The 18,919-nt window shown below is 70.1% G+C and carries 20 protein-coding genes and 2 pseudogenes; 10 read left to right on the top strand and 12 right to left on the bottom strand.

The window, feature by feature from the left end:
• Positions 1-52 precede the first annotated feature (52 nt).
• Positions 53-1,990 (bottom strand): GGDEF domain-containing protein, encoded by a 1,938-nt coding sequence (locus CLV67_RS04895; protein WP_203736878.1) that lies wholly within the window; start codon positions 1,988-1,990, stop codon positions 53-55.
• An 81-nt stretch (positions 1,991-2,071) separates the two neighbouring features.
• On the opposite strand from CLV67_RS04895, the gene CLV67_RS04890 reads away from it, so the two are divergent.
• A complete protein-coding gene (locus CLV67_RS04890; RefSeq protein ID WP_239166030.1) occupies positions 2,072-2,938 on the top strand; it encodes a 5-formyltetrahydrofolate cyclo-ligase in 867 nt (288 codons plus the stop codon).
• A gap of 120 nt (positions 2,939-3,058) precedes the next feature.
• Positions 3,059-3,199: pseudogene (locus CLV67_RS54155) on the top strand (FmdB family zinc ribbon protein); the annotation flags it as partial.
• Between the two features lie 14 nt (positions 3,200-3,213).
• Here CLV67_RS54155 and CLV67_RS53125 read toward each other — a convergent pair.
• On the bottom strand, positions 3,214-3,453 hold the full coding sequence (locus CLV67_RS53125) for a hypothetical protein (protein WP_239166047.1): 240 nt from the start codon (positions 3,451-3,453) through the stop codon (positions 3,214-3,216).
• Positions 3,454-4,281: 828 nt separating this feature from the next.
• Between CLV67_RS53125 and CLV67_RS04875 the strand changes: the two genes are divergently transcribed.
• Entirely contained in the window at positions 4,282-4,797 is a 516-nt protein-coding gene (locus CLV67_RS04875) for a hypothetical protein (RefSeq protein ID WP_106315938.1), read from the top strand.
• 318 nt (positions 4,798-5,115) lie between these two features.
• Here the strand turns inward: CLV67_RS04875 and CLV67_RS04870 are convergent, their stop codons facing one another.
• Positions 5,116-5,295 carry a hypothetical protein gene (locus tag CLV67_RS04870; RefSeq protein WP_106315937.1) on the bottom strand — a complete coding sequence of 60 codons (180 nt, stop codon included), beginning with the start codon at positions 5,293-5,295 and terminating at the stop codon, positions 5,116-5,118.
• A gap of 64 nt (positions 5,296-5,359) precedes the next feature.
• Between CLV67_RS04870 and CLV67_RS04865 the strand changes: the two genes are divergently transcribed.
• The gene (locus CLV67_RS04865; protein WP_170153749.1) at positions 5,360-5,686 is read left to right on the top strand and encodes a translation initiation factor 2; all 327 of its coding nucleotides are present in this window, start codon (positions 5,360-5,362) and stop codon (positions 5,684-5,686) included.
• A 398-nt stretch (positions 5,687-6,084) separates the two neighbouring features.
• Here CLV67_RS04865 and CLV67_RS04860 read toward each other — a convergent pair whose 3' ends face one another.
• Positions 6,085-6,540, bottom strand: a complete 456-nt coding sequence (locus CLV67_RS04860) for a hypothetical protein (RefSeq protein WP_239166031.1) — start codon at positions 6,538-6,540, stop codon at positions 6,085-6,087.
• Between the two features lie 193 nt (positions 6,541-6,733).
• On the opposite strand from CLV67_RS04860, the gene CLV67_RS04855 reads away from it, so the two are divergent.
• Together CLV67_RS04855 and CLV67_RS04850 are read left to right on the top strand one after the other, a co-directional pair.
• Complete coding sequence (locus CLV67_RS04855; protein WP_106315934.1) at positions 6,734-7,168, top strand: Fur family transcriptional regulator; 435 nt, start codon at positions 6,734-6,736, stop codon at positions 7,166-7,168.
• A gap of 162 nt (positions 7,169-7,330) precedes the next feature.
• The gene (locus CLV67_RS04850) at positions 7,331-8,185 is read left to right on the top strand and encodes an oxygenase MpaB family protein (RefSeq protein WP_203736879.1); all 855 of its coding nucleotides are present in this window, start codon (positions 7,331-7,333) and stop codon (positions 8,183-8,185) included.
• Positions 8,186-8,394: 209 nt separating this feature from the next.
• On the opposite strand, the gene CLV67_RS04845 is transcribed toward CLV67_RS04850, so the two are convergent.
• From CLV67_RS04845 to CLV67_RS04820, 7 genes are all read right to left on the bottom strand, one after another.
• Entirely contained in the window at positions 8,395-9,246 is an 852-nt protein-coding gene (locus CLV67_RS04845; protein WP_106315932.1) for a RecB family exonuclease, read from the bottom strand.
• Between the two features lie 249 nt (positions 9,247-9,495).
• On the bottom strand, positions 9,496-10,113 hold the full coding sequence (locus CLV67_RS04840) for a MarC family protein (RefSeq protein WP_106315931.1): 618 nt from the start codon (positions 10,111-10,113) through the stop codon (positions 9,496-9,498).
• Positions 10,114-10,165: 52 nt separating this feature from the next.
• On the bottom strand, positions 10,166-11,020 hold the full coding sequence (locus CLV67_RS04835) for a PHP domain-containing protein (RefSeq protein WP_106316432.1): 855 nt from the start codon (positions 11,018-11,020) through the stop codon (positions 10,166-10,168).
• A 46-nt stretch (positions 11,021-11,066) separates the two neighbouring features.
• Positions 11,067-11,882, bottom strand: coding sequence for a PH domain-containing protein (locus CLV67_RS04830; RefSeq protein ID WP_106315930.1), 816 nt, complete (start codon positions 11,880-11,882; stop codon positions 11,067-11,069).
• Positions 11,883-11,891: 9 nt separating this feature from the next.
• The gene (locus CLV67_RS51680) at positions 11,892-12,050 is read right to left on the bottom strand and encodes a hypothetical protein (RefSeq protein ID WP_170153748.1); all 159 of its coding nucleotides are present in this window, start codon (positions 12,048-12,050) and stop codon (positions 11,892-11,894) included.
• 130 nt (positions 12,051-12,180) lie between these two features.
• Positions 12,181-12,843, bottom strand: coding sequence for a DUF6758 family protein (locus CLV67_RS04825; RefSeq protein WP_346265166.1), 663 nt, complete (start codon positions 12,841-12,843; stop codon positions 12,181-12,183).
• A 78-nt stretch (positions 12,844-12,921) separates the two neighbouring features.
• Positions 12,922-13,554 (bottom strand): TrmH family RNA methyltransferase, encoded by a 633-nt coding sequence (locus tag CLV67_RS04820; protein ID WP_106315928.1) that lies wholly within the window; start codon positions 13,552-13,554, stop codon positions 12,922-12,924.
• Positions 13,555-14,073: 519 nt separating this feature from the next.
• Between CLV67_RS04820 and trxA the strand changes: the two are divergent.
• The 4 genes and pseudogenes from trxA to CLV67_RS04800 form a co-directional block, all read left to right on the top strand.
• Positions 14,074-14,427, top strand: a pseudogene (gene trxA, locus CLV67_RS04815) (thioredoxin); the annotation flags it as partial.
• Positions 14,428-14,671: 244 nt separating this feature from the next.
• Entirely contained in the window at positions 14,672-16,603 is a 1,932-nt protein-coding gene (locus CLV67_RS04810) for an intein-containing Rv2578c family radical SAM protein (RefSeq protein ID WP_106315927.1), read from the top strand.
• Positions 16,604-16,770: 167 nt separating this feature from the next.
• Positions 16,771-17,178: a CoA-binding protein gene (locus tag CLV67_RS04805; protein WP_106315926.1), complete on the top strand. Its 408-nt coding sequence runs from the start codon at positions 16,771-16,773 to the stop codon at positions 17,176-17,178.
• Positions 17,179-17,288: 110 nt separating this feature from the next.
• Positions 17,289-17,861 (top strand): DUF4190 domain-containing protein, encoded by a 573-nt coding sequence (locus CLV67_RS04800; protein ID WP_106315925.1) that lies wholly within the window; start codon positions 17,289-17,291, stop codon positions 17,859-17,861.
• Positions 17,862-17,910: 49 nt separating this feature from the next.
• Here the strand turns inward: CLV67_RS04800 and CLV67_RS04795 are convergent, their stop codons facing one another.
• Complete coding sequence (locus tag CLV67_RS04795) at positions 17,911-18,849, bottom strand: SDR family NAD(P)-dependent oxidoreductase (protein WP_106315924.1); 939 nt, start codon at positions 18,847-18,849, stop codon at positions 17,911-17,913.
• Positions 18,850-18,919: the final 70 nt, after the last annotated feature.

The following is an 18,919-nucleotide window of genomic DNA, read 5'->3' as shown; positions in this document are numbered from 1 at the left end:
TCGCTGGTTCGTGCCCCTGGCATGCCGCGAGTGGCCCTGGCATGCCGCGAGACTATCGGCCACGGCCATGTCGCGGCGGCTGCGGCCCTCCGGTGACGGCGGTCGCTGGATCCAGATGCCCCTCCGTCCCACCCCGGGAAACCCGAACGGCGAGCCGATACGTGTCCCGCCCGGCGTTCTTCGCCGCGTACAGCGCCTCGTCGGCGGCGTCCAGCACCTCCTGGGCCGTCGCGCCGTGTTCGGGGAAGACCGCGATGCCGATCGAGACGCTGATCGGGATGCGGTCGGGCAGGCCGGGCCGCCGGGGTTCCACCAGCACCGGCCGGTCGCGGACTGCGGCGCCCAGCCGCTCGGCGACTATCACCCCGCCGTACGCGTCCGTCTCCGGCAGCAGCACCACGAACTCCTCCCCACCCTGCCGGAACGCCACGTCGACCTCGCGCAGGCCGATCCGGATCCGCCGGGCGAACTCGCCCAGCACCTGATCGCCCGCCGTGTGGCCGTACGTGTCGTTCACCTCCTTGAAGTGGTCCAGGTCGAGGACCAGGACGGTGAGCATCCGGCCGAACCGGCTCGCCCGCTCCACCTCGCGGCGCAGCACCTCGCGCAGATAACGGTAGTTCCAGAGTCCGGTCAGCGGATCGGTCAACGAGAGACGTTGTGCCTCCTCGTGGACACGCACGTTGTGCACCGCCACCCCCGCCTGCCCGGCGAAGGTGCGCAGCGTACGCAGGTCGGTGTCCTCGAAGGAAGCGCCGCCCAGGCGGTCGAAGAGCGCCAGCACGCCCAGCGTGCCCTCCTCCGGACCGGCCTCCTCGTCCGGCGGCGCACAGATCGGCACAGCGAGATACGACTCACACGCCGGCTGGCCCGTGTTACCCCGCAAGGGTGACCCGGTGGCCGCCACCGTGCCGAGCACGGCCCGGTGCGGCAGTTCGGCACCGGGCATGTCCCAGTCGCCGGCCAGCCCGAATCCGCAGCGTGCCGCCAGCCGCCCGTCGGCCGGATCGGTGAGCAGGATCAGCCCGGCCCGCGCGCTGGTCGCGGTCATCGCGGTGCGCAGGATCACCGGCAGGATCCGGTCCAGGTCGTGGGTGCTGGACAGGGTGTCGCCGAGGATCGCCAGATGCCGCCGCAACTGGTCCCGGCTGGCGGTCAGCGCCTGCACGTACGACTGCAACTCCCGCGTCATCCGGTTGAACGTCCCGGCCAGCCGTCCCAGCTCGTCCGGCCGCGGAATCGGCACACGTGTGTCCAGGTCACCGTTGGCGACCCGGTCGGCCGCCCAGGCCAGATCACCGAGCGGCCGGGTCGTCGAACGCGCCAGCCATCGGGCGGCCAGCACCGCGACGGCCGCGGTGACCAGCACGATCAGCAGCAGCGCCAGGTATCGGAAGGTGGGTTCGCCGGTGGGCACGGTCAGCGTGAGCGGCACCGGGCGGCCGGGCTCGGCGCGCAGGTCACGACGCGCGGTCCCGGCGGCTCCCGGCACATCGGCGCCGAGCGTGACGGCGACACCCGCGGCCTCACCCAGCCGGTCCAGCAATGCGGCGTCGATCCGCTGGGCGGCGATCACGGTGACATCCTGGGCGTACGCCGACGCGCTCACCCGGCTCGGTTCGCCTGCACCCGGATCGGCGCAATCCCGGCCCGCCCCACCGGGGTCGCCGGTCGTCGCGGAACGTCCCAGATTCGGCTGTTCCGGATCGGTCACCAGAATCTCGGTGGCCAACCCCCGGGCGACCAGCTGGTCGGCGACCGCACGCCGGCTCTCTGCCGGAACCACGGCGACCGCGTCCGCCGAAGCTTGCAGCTGGCGGCAGATCGCGCCGACCGCGACACTGACGGTGGTCGCCGCGTGGTCGAGGCGCTCGGTGGTCCGTTCCCGGTTCACGGCCCCGACGGTGACAGCGACGAAGATCGACCCGAGCAGGACCGGACCGAGCACGACCACCAAGAATGCGCTGGTCAGCCGGCCACGTAGTGTCACGCATCCTCCTGGAGGTGGCCCTCTTTTCAGCGATGCTGACATAGTGTGTGCCGTTTGCCGGTTTCCAACAGGGGGTGTTGCATGTCGGATTTAACCCCTGCCGCCGAAAAATCATCACAAATCAAGATCGCGCTACGCACTCAACTGCTCACGGCGCGTCGATCACTTCCGGTCACCGCCAGGGCGGCCGCAGCGGCAGAGATTCAAGATCAAACCCATGCTCTGGTACGGGCTACGCGCGCCCGTTCGATTGCCGCCTACGTGCCGATCGGCTCCGAACCGGGCGGACCCGACCTTCCGGCCCGCCTGCTGGCCGCGCTCCCGCCCGGCGGACGGCTGCTGCTGCCCGTCCTGCTGCCCGACAACGACCTGGACTGGGCGGAGCTGACGCCGACCGCCACACTGGTCGCGGGCCCACGCGGACTCCTCGAACCGTCCGGCCCGCGGTTCGGCGTCAACGCGGTCCGCACGGTCGACCTGCTGCTCGTGCCGGCGCTCGCGGTCGGACGCGACGGCACCCGGATGGGCCGGGGCGGCGGCTCCTACGACCGGGCCCTGGCCCGCTTGCCCCAGCCGGACGCCCTGACCGCGTCCCGCTCGCCACAGCCGAACCCCCAGACCGCGTCCCGCTCGCCACAGCCGGACCCACCGGTCAGGTCTCGCTCGCCACAGCCGGACCCTCAGACCGCGTACCGCTCGCCACAGCCGGACCCACCGGCCAGGTCCGGCTCGCCACAGCCGGACTCTCAGACCGTGGCGCACCTGCCTCGGTACGGCCCGCTGACCGTAGCCCTCCTGCATGACGGTGAGGACGTCGACGACGTGCCCGCCGAACCCCACGACCGCCGCGTGAACGCCGTGATCACCCCCACCGGCGGCCTCTCCCACCGACCTCTTCCACCGGCCTTCCACCTGCCTACCAGCGCCCTCGATCACCGGCCGATGTGACATCGCCCACGCCATGCTTCGGCCTCAGGCCGGGCGCCGAGTGGACGAATTGACCTCCGATGCCGCAACATTGGCACTCGGAGTTGGCGAGTGCCAGCAGCCGATTGATCCGGAGGAGCCGTGCCCACCTACCAGTACGCCTGCACCGAGTGCGGTGAACAGCTTGAAGCCGTGCAGTCCTTCTCCGACCCGGCACTCACCGAGTGCCCGAACTGCCAGGGCAAACTGCGCAAGGTCTTCAACTCGGTCGGCATCGTCTTCAAGGGCTCGGGCTTCTACCGCAACGACTCCCGCTCCGGAAACGTGAGCGCCGAGAAGTCGGCCAGCGGCAGTGCCAGCGGCTCCGGTGACGCCGCAGCCAAGAAGCCGGAGACCTCGACCACATCGACGTCGTCCTCGAGCTCGACGTCCTCGTCGTCCTCCTCGTCGAGCAGCAGCACGAGTTCGTCCTCGTCCTCGTCTTCGGGCAGCAGCGGCAGCAAGGCGGCCGCGGCCTCCTGAGCTACGCCGCTCACCGTTCCACCGCTCGCGCCGGGCCGGTTCTCCGGTCCGGCGCGCGGCCTTTCCAGCGCCTCCAGTCCGCGCCCTCATGCCCTGCGGCCCACCACCTCAGCCGGTTGCGTCGCTCCCATCCGGCTCACCCGGTCGCGTCGCTCCCATCCGGCTCACCCGGTCGCGTCGCTCCCCTGAGCCATGTCGCTCCCGCGCTCCCTCGTCGGCCCGCCTCATGCCCGCGCAGCCCTTCTTCATCCCGGCCTCCTCGCTCCCCGGCCGCCTCGCTCCCCGGCCGCCTCGCTCCCCGGGGCCATTCGCTCACCCGGGCCTTCGATCCCAGGACTCCTTCAACTTCACGGGAACCACGTCGCCCCCCTGGCCGGTCGCTCACCCGGCAACAGCAATCCCGGAACACGTCTCCCCGGCTCACGCGATTCCTCACCAGCCCACCTCTTTGCTCGCCGGCCGTTCTGCCCACTCGGCCGCACCACATTGCTAGCCCGGCCACGGCCTTGCTAGCCCGGCCACGGCGCCGCAGCCGTCTCCCAGCCGAAGCCTCCACCTCAGTCGAGGGCTGGTGTCCAAGCCCGTTTCTCAAGGGCACGAGTAGGCCGCGGCCAATGAGGCTCCTGGCGGCTCGACACTCCATCAGCCCCTCGGGAAACAGGTTTAACACCCTCTTCGGCGCGGAGCGGAGTTATCCACAATCCGCGGTTGTCCACAGGGAGCTCGGCAGCACCTGCCCCGGTCGGCCTAACGTCGCCACAACCGCTGGCCGAACGCTGCGAGAAGGCGTCACGCGGCCGCCGGCGGTCCCGGAGCAGGTGTAGCGAGATTCTGGAGTTCTGATGCCCCGCAAGGACCCGGCACCGGCCGATGAACGTCTCGACCCGGTGCGCTGGCGCCGGCCAGGCCGCGGCACGCTACTCCGGCTGTTCTCGGCCGCCGTGTTGCTGTTCACAGCAGCAGCGGTGCTGTGGCTGCAACCGACGACCTGCGTCGCCCCCGTGACGGCACCCCGGTCCTCGAGCGCGGCCACACCGGTCACGCCGGCGTCCGGCTCCGCGGGGAACACGCGGGCGATCCCGGCGGGAAGCGTCGGGGTCCCGGTGCGGCTGGCCGACCCCACGGCCCTGACCGTGGTCCGTCCCGGAAATCGGGTGGACCTGCTCCGGATCGACGGCGACCGCGACCGCGACCGCGACCGGACCGTGGCGGTGGCGAGCGCCGCACTGGTCCTGGAGGTGACCGGCGCCGACGACCCAGCGACCGGCGGGCTGCTCCTCGCGCTCGGCCCCGACGAGGCTCAACGCGCGGTGTCCGCCACGGGCCGGGGTTTCGCGATCGTGATCCGTCCCGGCTGACGTCCTGCCAGGCCCAAACCCGGCCGCTGAGAACCAGTCCCACCGGACGGCCTACGCATGCAGGACGAGGTCGCCGACCGACCAAGCCGCCGACCGGCCCCCACAGCGACGACGAAATCGCTGGCCGGTCAGAGACGCCGGACGGCCCCCACGCGACGAAATCGCTGGCGGTCAGAGACGCCGGACGGCCCTCACGCGACGAAATCGATGGCCGGTCGGAGACGCCGGACGGGCGGAGCCGTCGAAAGGCTGCCACAGCCACGACGAAGGGTCGCCGGACGGGTGGAGCCGCCGGACGGGTGTGGGAGTCAGGCGTGATCAGCCCCAGTGCGGCGGACGGTCTTCGAGCAGACGGTCGTCGTTCGACCAGGACTGCTCACCCCAGCCTCGCTCGGTGTCGTCACGGGTCTGTTCGGGCAGCACCGGAGCTTCTTCGGACTCGAAGTCGACCTCGCGCTCCGCGTCGTTGTCACGCTCAGGGTCATCCAGGATGTCCACGACTACGAGGGTAAGCCGACAGCGGCGCAGCCGTCGTCCCCCTCCGGTTGTACCGTCGGTGAACGTGAGTTCCCCCACCAGCGTCCCGGACGATGACGCGTACTGGCAGCGCCCCGATCCGGCCGCAGAGCCGCCCAGGCGGAGTGAGACCCCGCCGACGGCCCGGCCCGCCGACTACCCGGGGCCGCCGCGCGCCGATCCACCCCCGGCCGGGTGGCGGCCGCCGACCATCGCGCACCCTCCACCGCCCCGCCGCATGCCGCCTCAAGATTTCGAGGCGCTGGACGAGGCGGAGGGCTCGGCGCGCACCGTCACCTACGGCGTCGGCCTGGTGGCCGGAGCGATTGCGCTGATCGTCGTCTGCCTGCTCTGCGCCCGCGTCGTCTTTTGACAACCACGCCGAGACGACACCCGCCGGGTGACCGACCCGCGCCCGGGCGACACACATGCCCACGGGCCGTTCGGATCCGGAACGACACAACCGGTCCGGCGTCTGGCCCACGCCGAGGCACCACACGCGCCTGAGGTCGCCGGTCCGGCGAGCCGTATCGCCTCGGCCTGGGGAACATGAGCCCGCCCCCGCGCGGCGGGCGCGGGGCACCGCGTGCTGGGCGGGCTGCTCCGGAACTCCCGGTCAGGAGCGGGGCAGAGCTGACCGGGAGCCGGAATGAGCCGTCACGGCCCCTACGGCAAAGGCCGAGACCAAGCAGCCGAGACCCCGCCGCAGCTGCCAGGGCCGAGATCAAGCAGCCGAGGCCCAGACGCAGTAACCAAGGCCGAGACGAACGGTCAGTAGGTGCCCCATACGGCCGTCGCGCCGGAATCGCCGGTCTCGAAGAGGTACCAGGCGCTCAAGCCGGCCAGCACCAGCAGGACCACGCCGAACGCGATGTCGGCGATCTTCGGCAGGGCGCGCGGGTTGCGGGCGGTCAGAGCGAACAGGACCAGGCTGACCACGCCCAGCGCGAGCGTGAGCCAGAGCGTGATTGTTCCGTTCTCCATGTGCCCGTCGAGGATCACCTTGCCCGCCGGGGAGACGCGTTCCTCGCTGAGCAGGCGGTTGTAGAACTCGGTCCCGGACAGCTTGGTGATCAAGGCGGCGACCGGCGCGACGATGGCCAGCAGTGCCACCGCCCAGCCGATTCTGGGTCGCAGAGCGGCGAAGAAGCCGTAGACGACGGCGCCCAGACCGAGCAGGGGCACGAAGATGACTGCGGCGTGCAGCACAAGGACATGTACTGGCAAACCGTTGACCTGGTCTAGCACCATTCCTCCTCGATCCGGGCGGTGGCGATCCGGGTGAAGGCAAGCTTAGGAGTCGTCTGACGGCGCAACTATCCCCTGAGCAAGTCGTGATCGAAACGCGCTGTACGGAGCGCCGATCGATGTGACCACCATCCGGGTTGGTGAATCGGAGGTGACGTGTTGTCATGGACGCATGTCGACCGGTGAGGAACTGCTGCGTGAACACGGGTTGCGTGTCACCCGTCCACGCCTCGCCGTGCTCGAGGTTCTGACCGGCGGCGGCCATCTGGAGGTCGACGAGATCGCCCAGCAGGTGAGGTCCCGGATCGACTCGGTCTCCACCCAGGCGATCTATGACGTTCTCGGCGCACTGACCCGGGCCGGTCTGGCCAGGCGCATCGAACCGGCCGGCAGCCCCGCGCGATACGAGTCGCGGGCCGGCGACAATCACCACCACATCGTCTGCCGCGGCTGTGGCGCGATCACCGACGTCGACTGCGCGGTCGGCGAGCGACCGTGCCTGTTGCCCTCCGAGCTGCACGGCTTCGACCTCGACGAGGCCGAGATCACCTTCTGGGGCCTGTGCCCGGCCTGCAAAGCCCGCCGCACCGCCGACCTGGCTTCCTGACCGGGCGTCGACGGACGAAGACCGACGAACGCGGCGAGGGCCGGGGCCGAACGGAAACGCGAGGGCCGACGAACGCGCCGAGGACCAACGGACCATGGGCGAGGTACGACGGGCGACGACTGGATCCTGACCTTCGGCGCCGGCCGTGGCACGCTGGATGGCATGTCAGGAGACATCGGGCTGTTCGGACCGGACTCGGTCACGTGGAAGTTGCACCGGGAGCCAATCCTGATGCTCGGCGGCCTACGGTCGCTCTATCTGCAGGCCCTGCACCCACGGGCGGTGGCCGGCATATCGCAGAACTCCGGGTACCGCGCCGACCCCTGGGGGCGGCTGCTGCGCACCTCCAACTACGTCGGCACGGTCATCTACGGCAGTACCGACGAGGTGGAGCTGGCCGCGAGCCGGCTGCGGCGGCTGCACGCCGGGATGTCGGCGGTCGACCCGGCGACCGGTGAACGGTTCCGGATCGACGAGCCCGACCTCCTGCGTTGGGTGCATGTCGCCGAGGTGGAGTCGTTCCTGACGACAGCGGTACGAGCCGGGGTACGGCTGACCGCCGACGAGGTGGACGGCTACTACACCGAACAGCTGCGCTCCGCCGAGCTGGTGGGCCTGGACCCGGCGACCGTCCCCTCCACCGCCGCCGAGGTCGCGGCGTACTTCGAGGCGATGCGCCCGGAGCTGAGCCTCACCCGGGACAGCGCGGAGACGGCCCTGTTCCTGACCGTGCCACCGGTGCCCGAGCATTGGGGTGGGCTACCCCTGCGCCTCGGCCTGAGCCTGGGCCCGGCCCGCTGGGCCTATCTCGGCGTCGCCGGCACGGCGATCGGCCTGCTGCCGGGCTGGGCCCGCAAGATTTACGGCGGTCTCGGGTGGCCGACCACCGACCTGGCCGCCGCTCTATCGGTCCGCGGCCTGCGAGCCCTGATCGCCACGGTCATGGCGACGCTCCCGAAGCAGTACCAGATGGCTCCGCTACGCCGGGAAGCCATGGAACGAGCCGGACTGACCTGAGAGGCGAGCCGGTTCGAACAAGCACCGCATACGTTTCCGGGCCGGCGCGAGGGCCGGCAAGGGTGCCGGCCCCGCCACAAGGTGAGGGCTGAGCCTGCCCCGCCACAGGAAGCTGGTGCGATGGCCATGAACGTCGACCGGGTTGGCGGTCGCGTATCGGTCCAGGTTTCTGCCCCGGGCTGCCCCGGCGAAGGCTGGTGGTCGCCGCGCTAGCCGGCCTGCCCGCCCACGCCCGGCGCCGGGCTCAGGTGCTCGACGGCCGTCCATGGGTCCTTGGCCGCGGCCTCGGCTCCGGCCGGGCACACCTTGCGGAAGTCGCACCACCCGCACAGTGAACCCGGATTGACGGGGAACTCCGTGTCCGGATCGGCACCCGCCGCCACGGCCTTCTCGGCGGCCATGATGTCCTGTGCCGTCTCCTCGGCCCGCCGGACCTGCCGGGCCAGGGACTCCTCCGTGTGCTCGTGGGCCACCACCGTGCCGGTCGGAAGGTGGTGCAGCTCGACGCGACGGCACGGTCGCCGGAACATCCGCTCGGCGGCGAACGCGTACAGCGCGAGCGCCTGTGATCCGCGAGCGTCGTCGGCGGAGAGCCCGGAGCGGCCGGTCTTGTAGTCGACGATCACGGATTCGGGCCCGGCCTCACCGACCCGGGTGTCGATCCGGTCGGCGCGGCCGTTCAGTGCCAGGACCGCGGTCTTGGCGGCGACGACGCGCTCGACCCCGAGTGGCTCGTCCTCCGGGTCGAGGGTCGCCACATAGCTCTCCAGCCAGTCGAGCGCCCGGCGGTAGACGGCCCGCTCCTGGTCAACGTCGCGGTAACCCTCACGCACCCAGGTCGCCTTGAGCAGGGTGGGCAGCGCCTCGGCCGCGCGGCGCTCCGCGGGCAAGGAGTACCAGTTCTTCAGCGCGGTGTGCACGCTGGCGCCGAGGGAGTTGTGCGCCCAGGGTGGGCCCTTCGGCGGGACCGGCCGGTCGATGTACGAGTATCGGTATCGCCGTGGGCAGTCCGTATACGCCCCGAGCTTGCTCGGCGTGCAGACGAAGAGCCGCTCGGGCATGCCGGCGAAGCCGAGCTGCTCGGGAACCGCTGACCTGGTGGCACGGGAACGAGTGGGGGGCACGCGACCATCCTGCCAGCACCCCCTGACAAAACCGCACGACCGCCCTGCCGACCCAAGGAACGAAAAGGACAAAACACCGGAGGGAGGGTGACGGGAAGCGGGGAACAAAAGTTGACGAAGGCCGGAGGCAGAAGGCGCAGGGCGGAGGCGGAGGAAGAACAAGAAAAGCAGGGCGAAGAACAAGTCTCAGGGCAGGGCGGAGTACGTCTTGACGAAGGCGAACACAGCGTCGGCGATCAGCTGAACCGCGATGGCGGCGAGAAGCAGCCCGGCGATGCGCGTGAGAACCTCGATCCCGGCCGGACGCAGCAGCCGGACGATGACACCGGAGAAGCGCAGCACCAGCCAGACGCAGGCCATCACGGCGAGGATCGCGGCGGCCAGGACCAGGTACTCGTCGGGGCCCTCGGCCCGCTGCACGAAGAGCATGGTGGCGACGATGGCGCCCGGCCCGGCCAGCAGCGGGGTGCCGATCGGCACGAGGGCCACATTGCTGGTGCCGGCCTGTTCCGCCGGCTCGTCGGTCTTGCCGGTGAGCAGCTGCAACGCAACCAGAACGAGCAGCAGACCACCGGCGGCCTGCAGGGCGGGAAGCTGGACGTGCAGGTAGTCGAGCAGCGTCTGTCCGGCGACGGCGAAGCCGATGATCACGCCGAGGGCGAGCAGCACGGCCTGGGTGCCGGCCCGGTTGCGGGCTTTCGCGGGCAGGGAGCCGGTCAGCGCGAGGAAGACCGGGACCATGCCGGGCGGGTCGACGATGACCAGCAGCGTCACGAAGAATTCGCCGAACAGCTTGAGGTTCACCCGAGCAGGTTAGGGGTCGTCACCGCAACGACGTAGGCCGGTGCGGCGAGCGTCACCCGAGGACCGGCACGCCGGTCGCGGCGGAGACGATCTTCTCGTACGCCTCGGGCCGTGTCTGAAAAGCACCGAGCTGGACCGTCTTGTGCGTACCGTGGAAATCGGACGATCCCGTGACGACCAGGCCGAGCCGTTCCGCCAGCGCCCGCACCTGGGCCCGCTCGGCGGGTGAGTGGTCCTCATGATCGGCCTCCAGGCCGAACAGACCGGCCTCGGCCAGCTCGACGATCAGCTCGTCCGGCACGACCCGCCCGCGTTTCGAGGCCCGGGGATGCGCGAACACGGCTACCCCACCGGCCTCCCGCACGGCCCGCACGGCATCGAAAACATCAAGATCAGATTTGGGTACGAAGTAACGCGCGCCCAGCCACGCCGACGCGAAAGCCTCGCTGGTGGTGGTGACGAGACCGGCTCTGATCAGCGCCTGCGCGATGTGCGGCCGCCCCACCGAGCCACCGGCCGCGTATCCGTACACCTCTTCCCAGGTGATCGGCACCCCGTCGGCGCGCAGCTTGATGACGATCTTCTCGGCGCGCTGCTCCCGGTCCTCGCGCAGCCGGGCCAGCTCACCGGCGAGCACCGGCTCGGCCGGGTCGAAGAGGTAGGCGAGCAGGTGCAGAGGGATCCCCGGCTCCACACCGTGCCATCGGCAGGACAGTTCGGCGCCGCGCACCAGCCGCATGCCCTCGGGCCGGGCCGCGGCGGCCTCGGCCCAGCCGCCGGTGGTGTCGTGGTCGGTGATCGCCATGACGTCCAGCCCGGCGGCGACCCCCGCCCGGACCAGTCCGGCCGGGGTGAGCGTGCCGTCGCTGGCGGTCGAGTGACAGTGCAGGTCGATACTGGTCATCACCGTCACGCTACCGCCGGCCGTCACCCGTGATGGCGGCACCACCGACTCAGGCGTCGTCGCCCTCGTCGTCCTTGCCGAGCCGCGCCTCGACAGCCTGCGGTTCGTACATCTCCTCGACCACGCGCAGGTAGAGCTCGTTGGGGTTGGGCAGGTGCTTGACCTCGCGCAGTGCCTGGTCCTGACCGGCCGACTCCAGCACGAACGTCCCGTAGCTGAGCATGCGGCCCAGAGCGGACTGCTCGTACTTCATGTCGGTCACCCGCAGGAGGGGCATCATCGCCACCTTGCGGGTGATGATCCCGTTGACCACCATCACGCGCTTGTTGGTGAGGATGAACCTGTCGAAGTACCAGTCGAAGACCTCCCAGGCCACCCAGCTGATCACCCCGAGCCAGATGAGGACGGCGACGGTCACCAGACCGTTGATGTCCTGCTTGGTCAGGAAGCCGGCGAGGTAGCCGAGAAGAAGTGTGGCCCCGGCACCGATGCCGATCGGCTTGGCGAGGTGGATCCAGTGCCGTTTCCACTCGCCGCGATAGCGCTCGGTGGGGAACAGGTAGCGGGCGACCAGTGTGGTCGGCTCGTCCTCCAGCGGGAGGAAGCGCCGTGGCCCACCGCCGCGGTCGAGCCCTTCGAGTTCCTCGGCGGTGAAGCTGGGCGCCTCGTACTCGTCCGTCTCGTCGAAGACGTCGTCGGGCGAGCGGCGGCGCCGCGCATACGCCGGATCGTCCGCATAGGGATCGGCGTCCGTGAAATCAGGATCGTCGTCCAGAGCGGGGTCTCTCCACCCGTAGCTCTCATCGTCGTCCTGAGGGCGACGTGCACCCTCACCTCGCGGGTCGCGCGGCTCACCAGGATCCATGTAGAGATGCTATGCGACGAGGTCGGTGAAGAAAGTGCCGAAGCCCTCGGCGATGTCGGCGATCGTGCCTCCGAGTGACTCGAACACCGCCGCGGCCGAGCTCGGGTTGAAGGCGATGAAGAAGATCAAGAATGCAATGCCAAGCCAGGTGAGAACCTTCTTGATCATGGCGGGCCTTCTCCTCCGGTGCGGGTTGCGTTCAGCGCCGCGGCAATACTGACGGTATCAGCTTCGTCGCTTGGTGTGAACAAAGTGGCCAGAAAGTCGATTGCCATAGCTGCAGGTCACCACCTAGGGATTAGGCGCGGCCATGCAGGTAGGGCGACGGCGCTCCGAACACGAGCTCAGGCGGCACGCCCTCGGAGAGGTCGTGCAGGACGACGTGCTCCGCGAGAAGATAGCCCGCGCTCGCGGGCCACGCTACCGCATAGAGCCACATTCCTTTTGCCTCACTCACGTAGGCGCTGCGATCCTCGGGTGACTTGACACACCACAGTGGAGTGGGATGCCCAGCCGCCTTGATCTTCGCATGTGGACCGGCGTGTGAACCACGGTCGGCCAGAGCCTCGGAGAGCAGGTGTCCGGGATCGATCCCGGGTATCCCGGCGAATCGCGTACCCAGGCCGACACCGGGCTGCTCAGCGATCAGGACCAGGTCTGCCGGCCCGCCGCCGAGCGGCTCCGGACCGCTACACGCGAGGACCGTCGCCCGGACCCCGAAGCGGTCATCACCCGACCACCCCGCCCCGGTGACCATCCACCCGGACGGCAGCGGCCAGGGACACCAGAGCGGTATCCGCTCCGCGCTCGACGCCGACTCCCGCAGCACCGTTCCGACTATCTCCGCGCTGATGTGCTCGGCTACGTGGAACGGCGGAACGTCGCCACAGTTGTCGCACCGCCAGCTGCTGTGCATCAGATCCGGCTTCCGGACCTGAGCAGCGCATCTAGGGCAACTCACCGTGACACCCACACTCCATACCGTGCTGGTCGCGCGGCGCGGCGTCAAGCGAATCGGCCGAAGACAGGCCGATCCGGGTCACCCGGGAGGTGGGCCGGCGTGTGCCCGGATCCAGGCGTGCATGGCGATGCCGCTGGCCACACCGGCGTTGATCGAGCGGGTCGAGCCGTACTGGGCGATGGAGAAGAGCTCGGCGCAGGCCTTCCTCGCCGGATCGGAGAGGCCTGGCCCCTCCTGACCGAACAGCAGCACGCAGCGCGCCGGCAGCACGGTCGTCTCCATCGGGCGGGAGCCGGGCAGGTTGTCGATGCCGATGATCGGCAGGTCGGCGTCGGCGGCCCACGCCACGAAGTCCTCGATCGAAGGGTGGTGCCGCACGTGCTGGTACCGGTCGGTGACCATGGCGCCGCGCCGGTTCCACCGCCGTTGGCCGACGATGTGGACCTCCGCGGCCAGGAAGGCGTTCGCGTTCCGTACGACCGTGCCGATGTTGAAGTCGTGCTGCCAGTTCTCGATCGCCACATGGAACCCGTGACGGCGCGTGTCGAGATCGGCCACCACGGCCTCGCGGGTCCAGTAGCGGTACCGGTCCACCACATTGCGCCGGTCCCCGTGAGCCAGCAGCTCGGGATCCCAGTGGTCGCCGGTCGGCGGCTCGCCCTCCCACGGGCCCACGCCGACCTCGGTGAATTGGTCCTCGCCCGTGGTCATGGGGCGTTAGGCTACCGATTCGTCCGGAGGTCATCGCGAGGTGATCGACAACGGGAGACGCACCCGGAGACGACACGGGAACAGGCGCCGGAGAATTCGGCAGGAGACGCAATGAGCGGCGGGGCCCTCCCCGGCACCCGCCGCCCACGCTCTGTTGGGAAAGAGTTTGCCTTACCGTGCGTATCCATGTGAAGGACTTTCAATTGTGAGCCAGCTCACTTTTAGGTTAGTTAACTGTTTTAGACTCCCGTCGGGATCGCTCCCATAGTCGCGGCACGGCCTGGGCAAATCACCTAGATCACACGATCATGGACGGAAACACCAACTCGATCGTGTCAGCAACCAGACACCAAGCGCCTACTTTCAGTTACGATGAGGCGCCCGTGTCGATTGCGGGTACGGACCCGGGTCACGCCCGAGAGGTGCCGCACGACACGTGTCGGGACGCTCGGGACGGGAATGATGAGTGGGTACCCGGAGTTTCACCCGACGAAAGCGATTCCCGCAGACGGAGGCATCATGGCGACGGTTACGCTGACCGCAGCGAACTTCGACGAGGTCACCAACAAGGACGGCATCGTCCTGGTCGACTTCTGGGCCAGCTGGTGCGGGCCCTGCGTCCGCTTCGCGCCGACCTACGAGCGCTCCTCGGAGAAGCACCCGGAGATCACCTTCGGCAAGGTCGACACCGAGGCCGAGCAGCTGCTCGCGGAGAAGTTCGGCATCCGCTCCATCCCCACGATCATGGCTGTCCGCGACGGTGTCGTGGTCTTCGCCCAGCCTGGCGCGCTCCCCGAGCCGGCCCTCGAGAGCCTGATCGAGAAGGTCGAGGAGCTGGACATGGACGAGGTGCGCGAGCAGATGGCCGCACACCGCAAGGGCGCGCACAGCGAGCCCGCCGAGGCCACCAAGGCTCCGGCCGAGGCCACCAAGGCTCCCGCAGAGGTTGCCAAGGCACCGGCCAAGGACGAGCCGGCCACGGCGCGCAGCTGACGAAAGTCTGAACGAAAGGCCCGCGGATCACCCGATCCGCGGGCCTTCGTCGTACGCTCCTGTTTGTACACCTGTTCGAGGAAGGTCATGGACACGATCTAGAACATGTGTTCGAATAGCGGCCATGCGATGGTCCAACCTGTCGGCTCGGCCCGACGACGGCTCGCTCCCGGACAGGGCAGTGCCAGCGGCTCCACCCCTGCCGCTGGCGCTGCCCGACGCGACCGTCCGCACCTTCGACACACCCGGCTTCGCGGGCATGACCTTCTACGAGGTTCGCGCGAAATCCCTGATCAACCGGGTTCCAGGTACGTCGAGCGTGCCGTTCGAGTGGACCGTCAACCCCTATCGCGGTTGCTCCCACGCATGCACCTACTGCCTCGCCGGTGACACCCCGATCCTGCTCGCGGACGGCTCCACCCGGCCGCTCGCCGAGATCCGGCCGGGTGACTCGGTGATGGGCACCATGGGAGCCGGGGCGCACCGCCGCTATGTGCCGACCACCGTGCTCGACCACTGGCAGACCACCAAGCCCGCGTTCCGGGTCACCCTGGCCGACGGCACCCGCCTGGTGTCCAGCGGCGATCACCGATTCCTGACCGACCGCGGCTGGCGGCACGTCAGCCCCGCCGAGCCGCACCAGCCGGCACTGGCCGTCGGTGACCTGATGTTCGGTGTGGGCCGCTTCGCCGACCCGCCCAAGGAGTCCCCCGACTATCAGGCCGGTTTCGTCTGCGGCCTGGTCCGCGGCGACGCGGCCGACGCCGGGACGGCCGTCGAGAGCGACGCCTGGATCCGGGCGGACGGCTACCTCGACGACGTCTCCCTCACCGAGGCGGTGCGCTGGCCGGAGATGCCCACCGGTGACTGGTTCCGTGGGTTCCTGGCCGGAGCCTTCGGCGCGGTGGGCCGCACCGACCGGCTGGCCGTGGTGTTCGAGAGCGGCGACGCGGCCTACCTTCGCCGGGTGGCCGAGGCGCTGACCTGTCTCGGTCTGGCCGCCCGCGGTCCGGGCCGGGTCCGCCCCGGCTGTGCCGGCCGGGTGGAGACCGAGCGCCACCTCGAGGCCGCCCTGCGCTTCCGGCACCTGACCGGGGCATCGATGCGGCCGCTGGACGCCTCCGGGGTGGGTGTGCGCCGGGAGCGGCGGCTGGCGGTGGCCGACATCGAGGAACTCGGGCTGACCCTGCCGCTGTTCGACATCTCGACCGGCACCGGTGACTTCATCGCCGACGGCGTGGTCAGTCACAACTGCTTCGCCCGCAACACGCACACCTACCTCGACCTCGACGCCGGACACGACTTCGACACCCGCGTCGTGGTGAAGGTGAACGCCGGTGAGCTCATCCGCCGCGAGCTGGCCGCACCGCGGTGGTCCGGTGCGCCGATCGCGATGGGCACCAATGTCGACGTCTACCAGCGGGCCGAGGGACGTTACCGGCTGATGCCGGAGATCCTGGCGGCGCTGCGCGACCACGCCAACCCGTTCTCGATCCTCACCAAGGGCACGCTGATCCTGCGCGACCTCGACCTGCTGCGCCAGGCGGCCGAGGTGACCCGGGTGGGCCTGTCCTTCTCGGTCGGCTTCGTGGACGAGACGGTCTGGCGGTCGGCCGAGCCCGGCACACCGAGCCCGCACCGGCGGCTCGAGGCGATCCGCCGGCTCACCGACGCCGGCTTCCGGGTCGGCGTGCTGATGGCTCCGATCCTGCCCGGCCTCACCGACACCGAGGAGTCGATCGACGAGACCGTGGCCGGGATCGCCGCGGCCGGCGCGACCGGCGTCACCCCGCTTCCGCTGCATCTGCGCCCCGGTGCCCGCGAGTGGTACGCAGCGTGGATCGGTCGCGAGCACCCACAACTGCGGCCGCGGTACCGGGAACTCTTCGGCAACGGCTCGTACCTTCCACGGGCCTACCAGGACGAGATCAACGCCCGGGTCCGGATGGCGGCCCGCAGGCACGGGCTGCACCGGCCGTCGCCGGTCACGGCCCGCGAGGTGGCCGCCGGACCAGGTCCCCGGCCATCCCGTGGCGACCAGCTGAGTCTGCTGTGAAGCGACCGGCTGGACATGCTGTGAAGCGGCGCGTTGAACGTGCGGTGAAGCGGCGCGTTGAACGTACGGCGAAGCGGCCCGCTGAACGTGCGGTGAGGGGGTGGGCCCGGATGGCGAGAGACGTGCACGGGAAGCCACCCAACCGCGTCACGACATAGAGTCGACGGATGCGGAGTGCTCAGCAGATCCTGGCAGAGGCACAGGTCATCGCGGTCGTCGGAGCGTCCCGCGACCCCCTCAAGGCGGCGCACACCGTGCCGCTGCAACTGGTCCGGCACGGGTGGCGGGTCATCCCGGTCAACCCCTTCGTGGACGAGGTGTTCGGCATCCCCACGGTGCCGACGCTGGCCGACCTCGACGAGCCCGTCGACCTGGTGAACATCTTCCGGCCGTCGCGCGACGCCGTGGAGGTGGTGCGGCAGGCGGTGACCGTGAAGGCGCCGGCGGTGTGGCTGCAGAGCGGCATCGTCTCGGCCGAGGCACGGCGGATCGCCGAGGAGGCCGGCATCGACTACGTCGAGGACCGGTGCATCGCCGTCGAACGCGCGGTCGGCCGGCACACCCGGCTGTCCTGATCCGGGTATGGAAAGCGGTCGAAAAGCCGTCGTCTCACGGTGACACGCACTCGTACGCTGTCTGCGTCCTCTACCGCATGTACGGTGCGAGGACTCGAGGAGGACGTTCCATGACCTATCCCCCGGCCAGCGGGCCGCCGGATCCCTATCAGCCGGTGCAACCGCCGCCACACGACCCGACGCTGCCGTACCCGCCGCCCTACACGCCGTCGAGTCCGGCACCGTCGAGCGGCTCCGGCGCGTACCCGCCGCCGCCCGGTTACGGCCCGCCGCCGGCCTACGGGCAGCAGCCACCGGCGTACGGCCAGCCGCCACCGGCCTACGGTCCGCCGCCCGGCTACCCGCCGCCCGACAAGTCCCCGTTCGGCCAGCCGCCGCCCGCCTACGGCGTACCGTACCCGCCCTACGGCGCGGCACAGCGCACCAACGGCCTGGCCATCGCTTCCCTGATCTGTTCCGTCGCCGGAGTACTGACCTGCATCAGCGCGCCGGTCGGCGTGGTGCTCGGGCACGTCGCCAAGAAGCAGATCCGGGAGACCGGCGAGGACGGCGACGGCCTGGCCACGGCCGGCCTCTGGGTCGGCTACATTCTGAGCGCGCTCGGCCTGCTGGGCATCATCTTCTACGTGGTCGTGATCATCGCGGCGATCGGCTCCGGGGCCGCGAACTCCTCCACGTTCTGACACGACGGGTGGACCGGTCCCGGACAGGGGCCGGTCCACCCGTGTCGTCTCAGCGGAACTGGGCCTCGCGGACGCTGTTGCCCCCGTCGACGACCAGCATCTGGCCGGTGATGTACGAGGCTGCCGGCGAGCAGAGGAACGCCACCGCGGCGGCGACCTCGTCGGGCGTTCCGGGACGGCCGATCGGCGTACCCAGGCCCTGCTTGATCTCGGTCACCGTGGAAGCGGCCGTGTAGATCGTGCCGGGTGCCACACAGTTGACGTTGATGCCGTCGGCGACCAATTCCATCGCCAGCGCCCGGGTCAGGCCGACCACGCCCGCTTTCGCCGCGGCGTAGGCAGCCTCGGTGGGCAGCGCGTTCACCGGTCCGGCGGTGGCGGCCAGGTTGACGATCCGGCCCCAGCCCTGCTCCGACATGCTGCCGCAGAAGGCGCGGCTGCACAGGAACGCGGTGCTCAGGTTCCGGTCGATCTCGGCCTTCCACTCGTCGTAGGTGAGCTGAGCCACCGGGCGGAGCACCTCGGGGCTGGCCCGGCTCGCCAGACCGGCGTTGTTGACCAGCACCTCGACGTCGCCGAGCTGATCCGAGATCGCGTCGGCGAGGGCGCCGACCTCGGACTCGTCGGTGAGGTCGGCCACGAAGCCGGTGACGCCGAGCTCGGAGGCACGGTCGTGGATGCGGCGGGTGGTGGAGACGATCGCCACCCGTGCACCGAGGTCACGCAGGCGGCGGGCGGTCGCGTAACCGATGCCGTCCGGGCTGCCCGCGCCGGTCACCAGGGCGACCTTGCCGTCCAGGCGCAGGGTCACCGGCGCGTCGCCGGACACCTCAACGAGCTCGGCCTCGACGAGGTCCTGCATGTCATTGCCGGACGGGCGATCCGGATCGGAGCCGGGCGTGCCGGAGCGTGGTGGTCGTCCGGCGGCGGGGCGTGTGGTGTCGCGCCGGGACGGGCTACCCCCGGTGGAACGGGCGTCGAAGACCATGCGGCGATCCTGCCTGGTCCGGCAAGCCGGGGCAAACATCGTGTCACTGTGGCGTTCCCGGCGACCGCTA

Origin of the sequence: Actinoplanes italicus (genome assembly GCF_003001815.1) — a bacterium.
GTDB lineage: Bacteria > Actinomycetota > Actinomycetes > Mycobacteriales > Micromonosporaceae > Actinoplanes > Actinoplanes italicus.
This window is presented reverse-complemented; position numbering and strand designations above follow the sequence as displayed.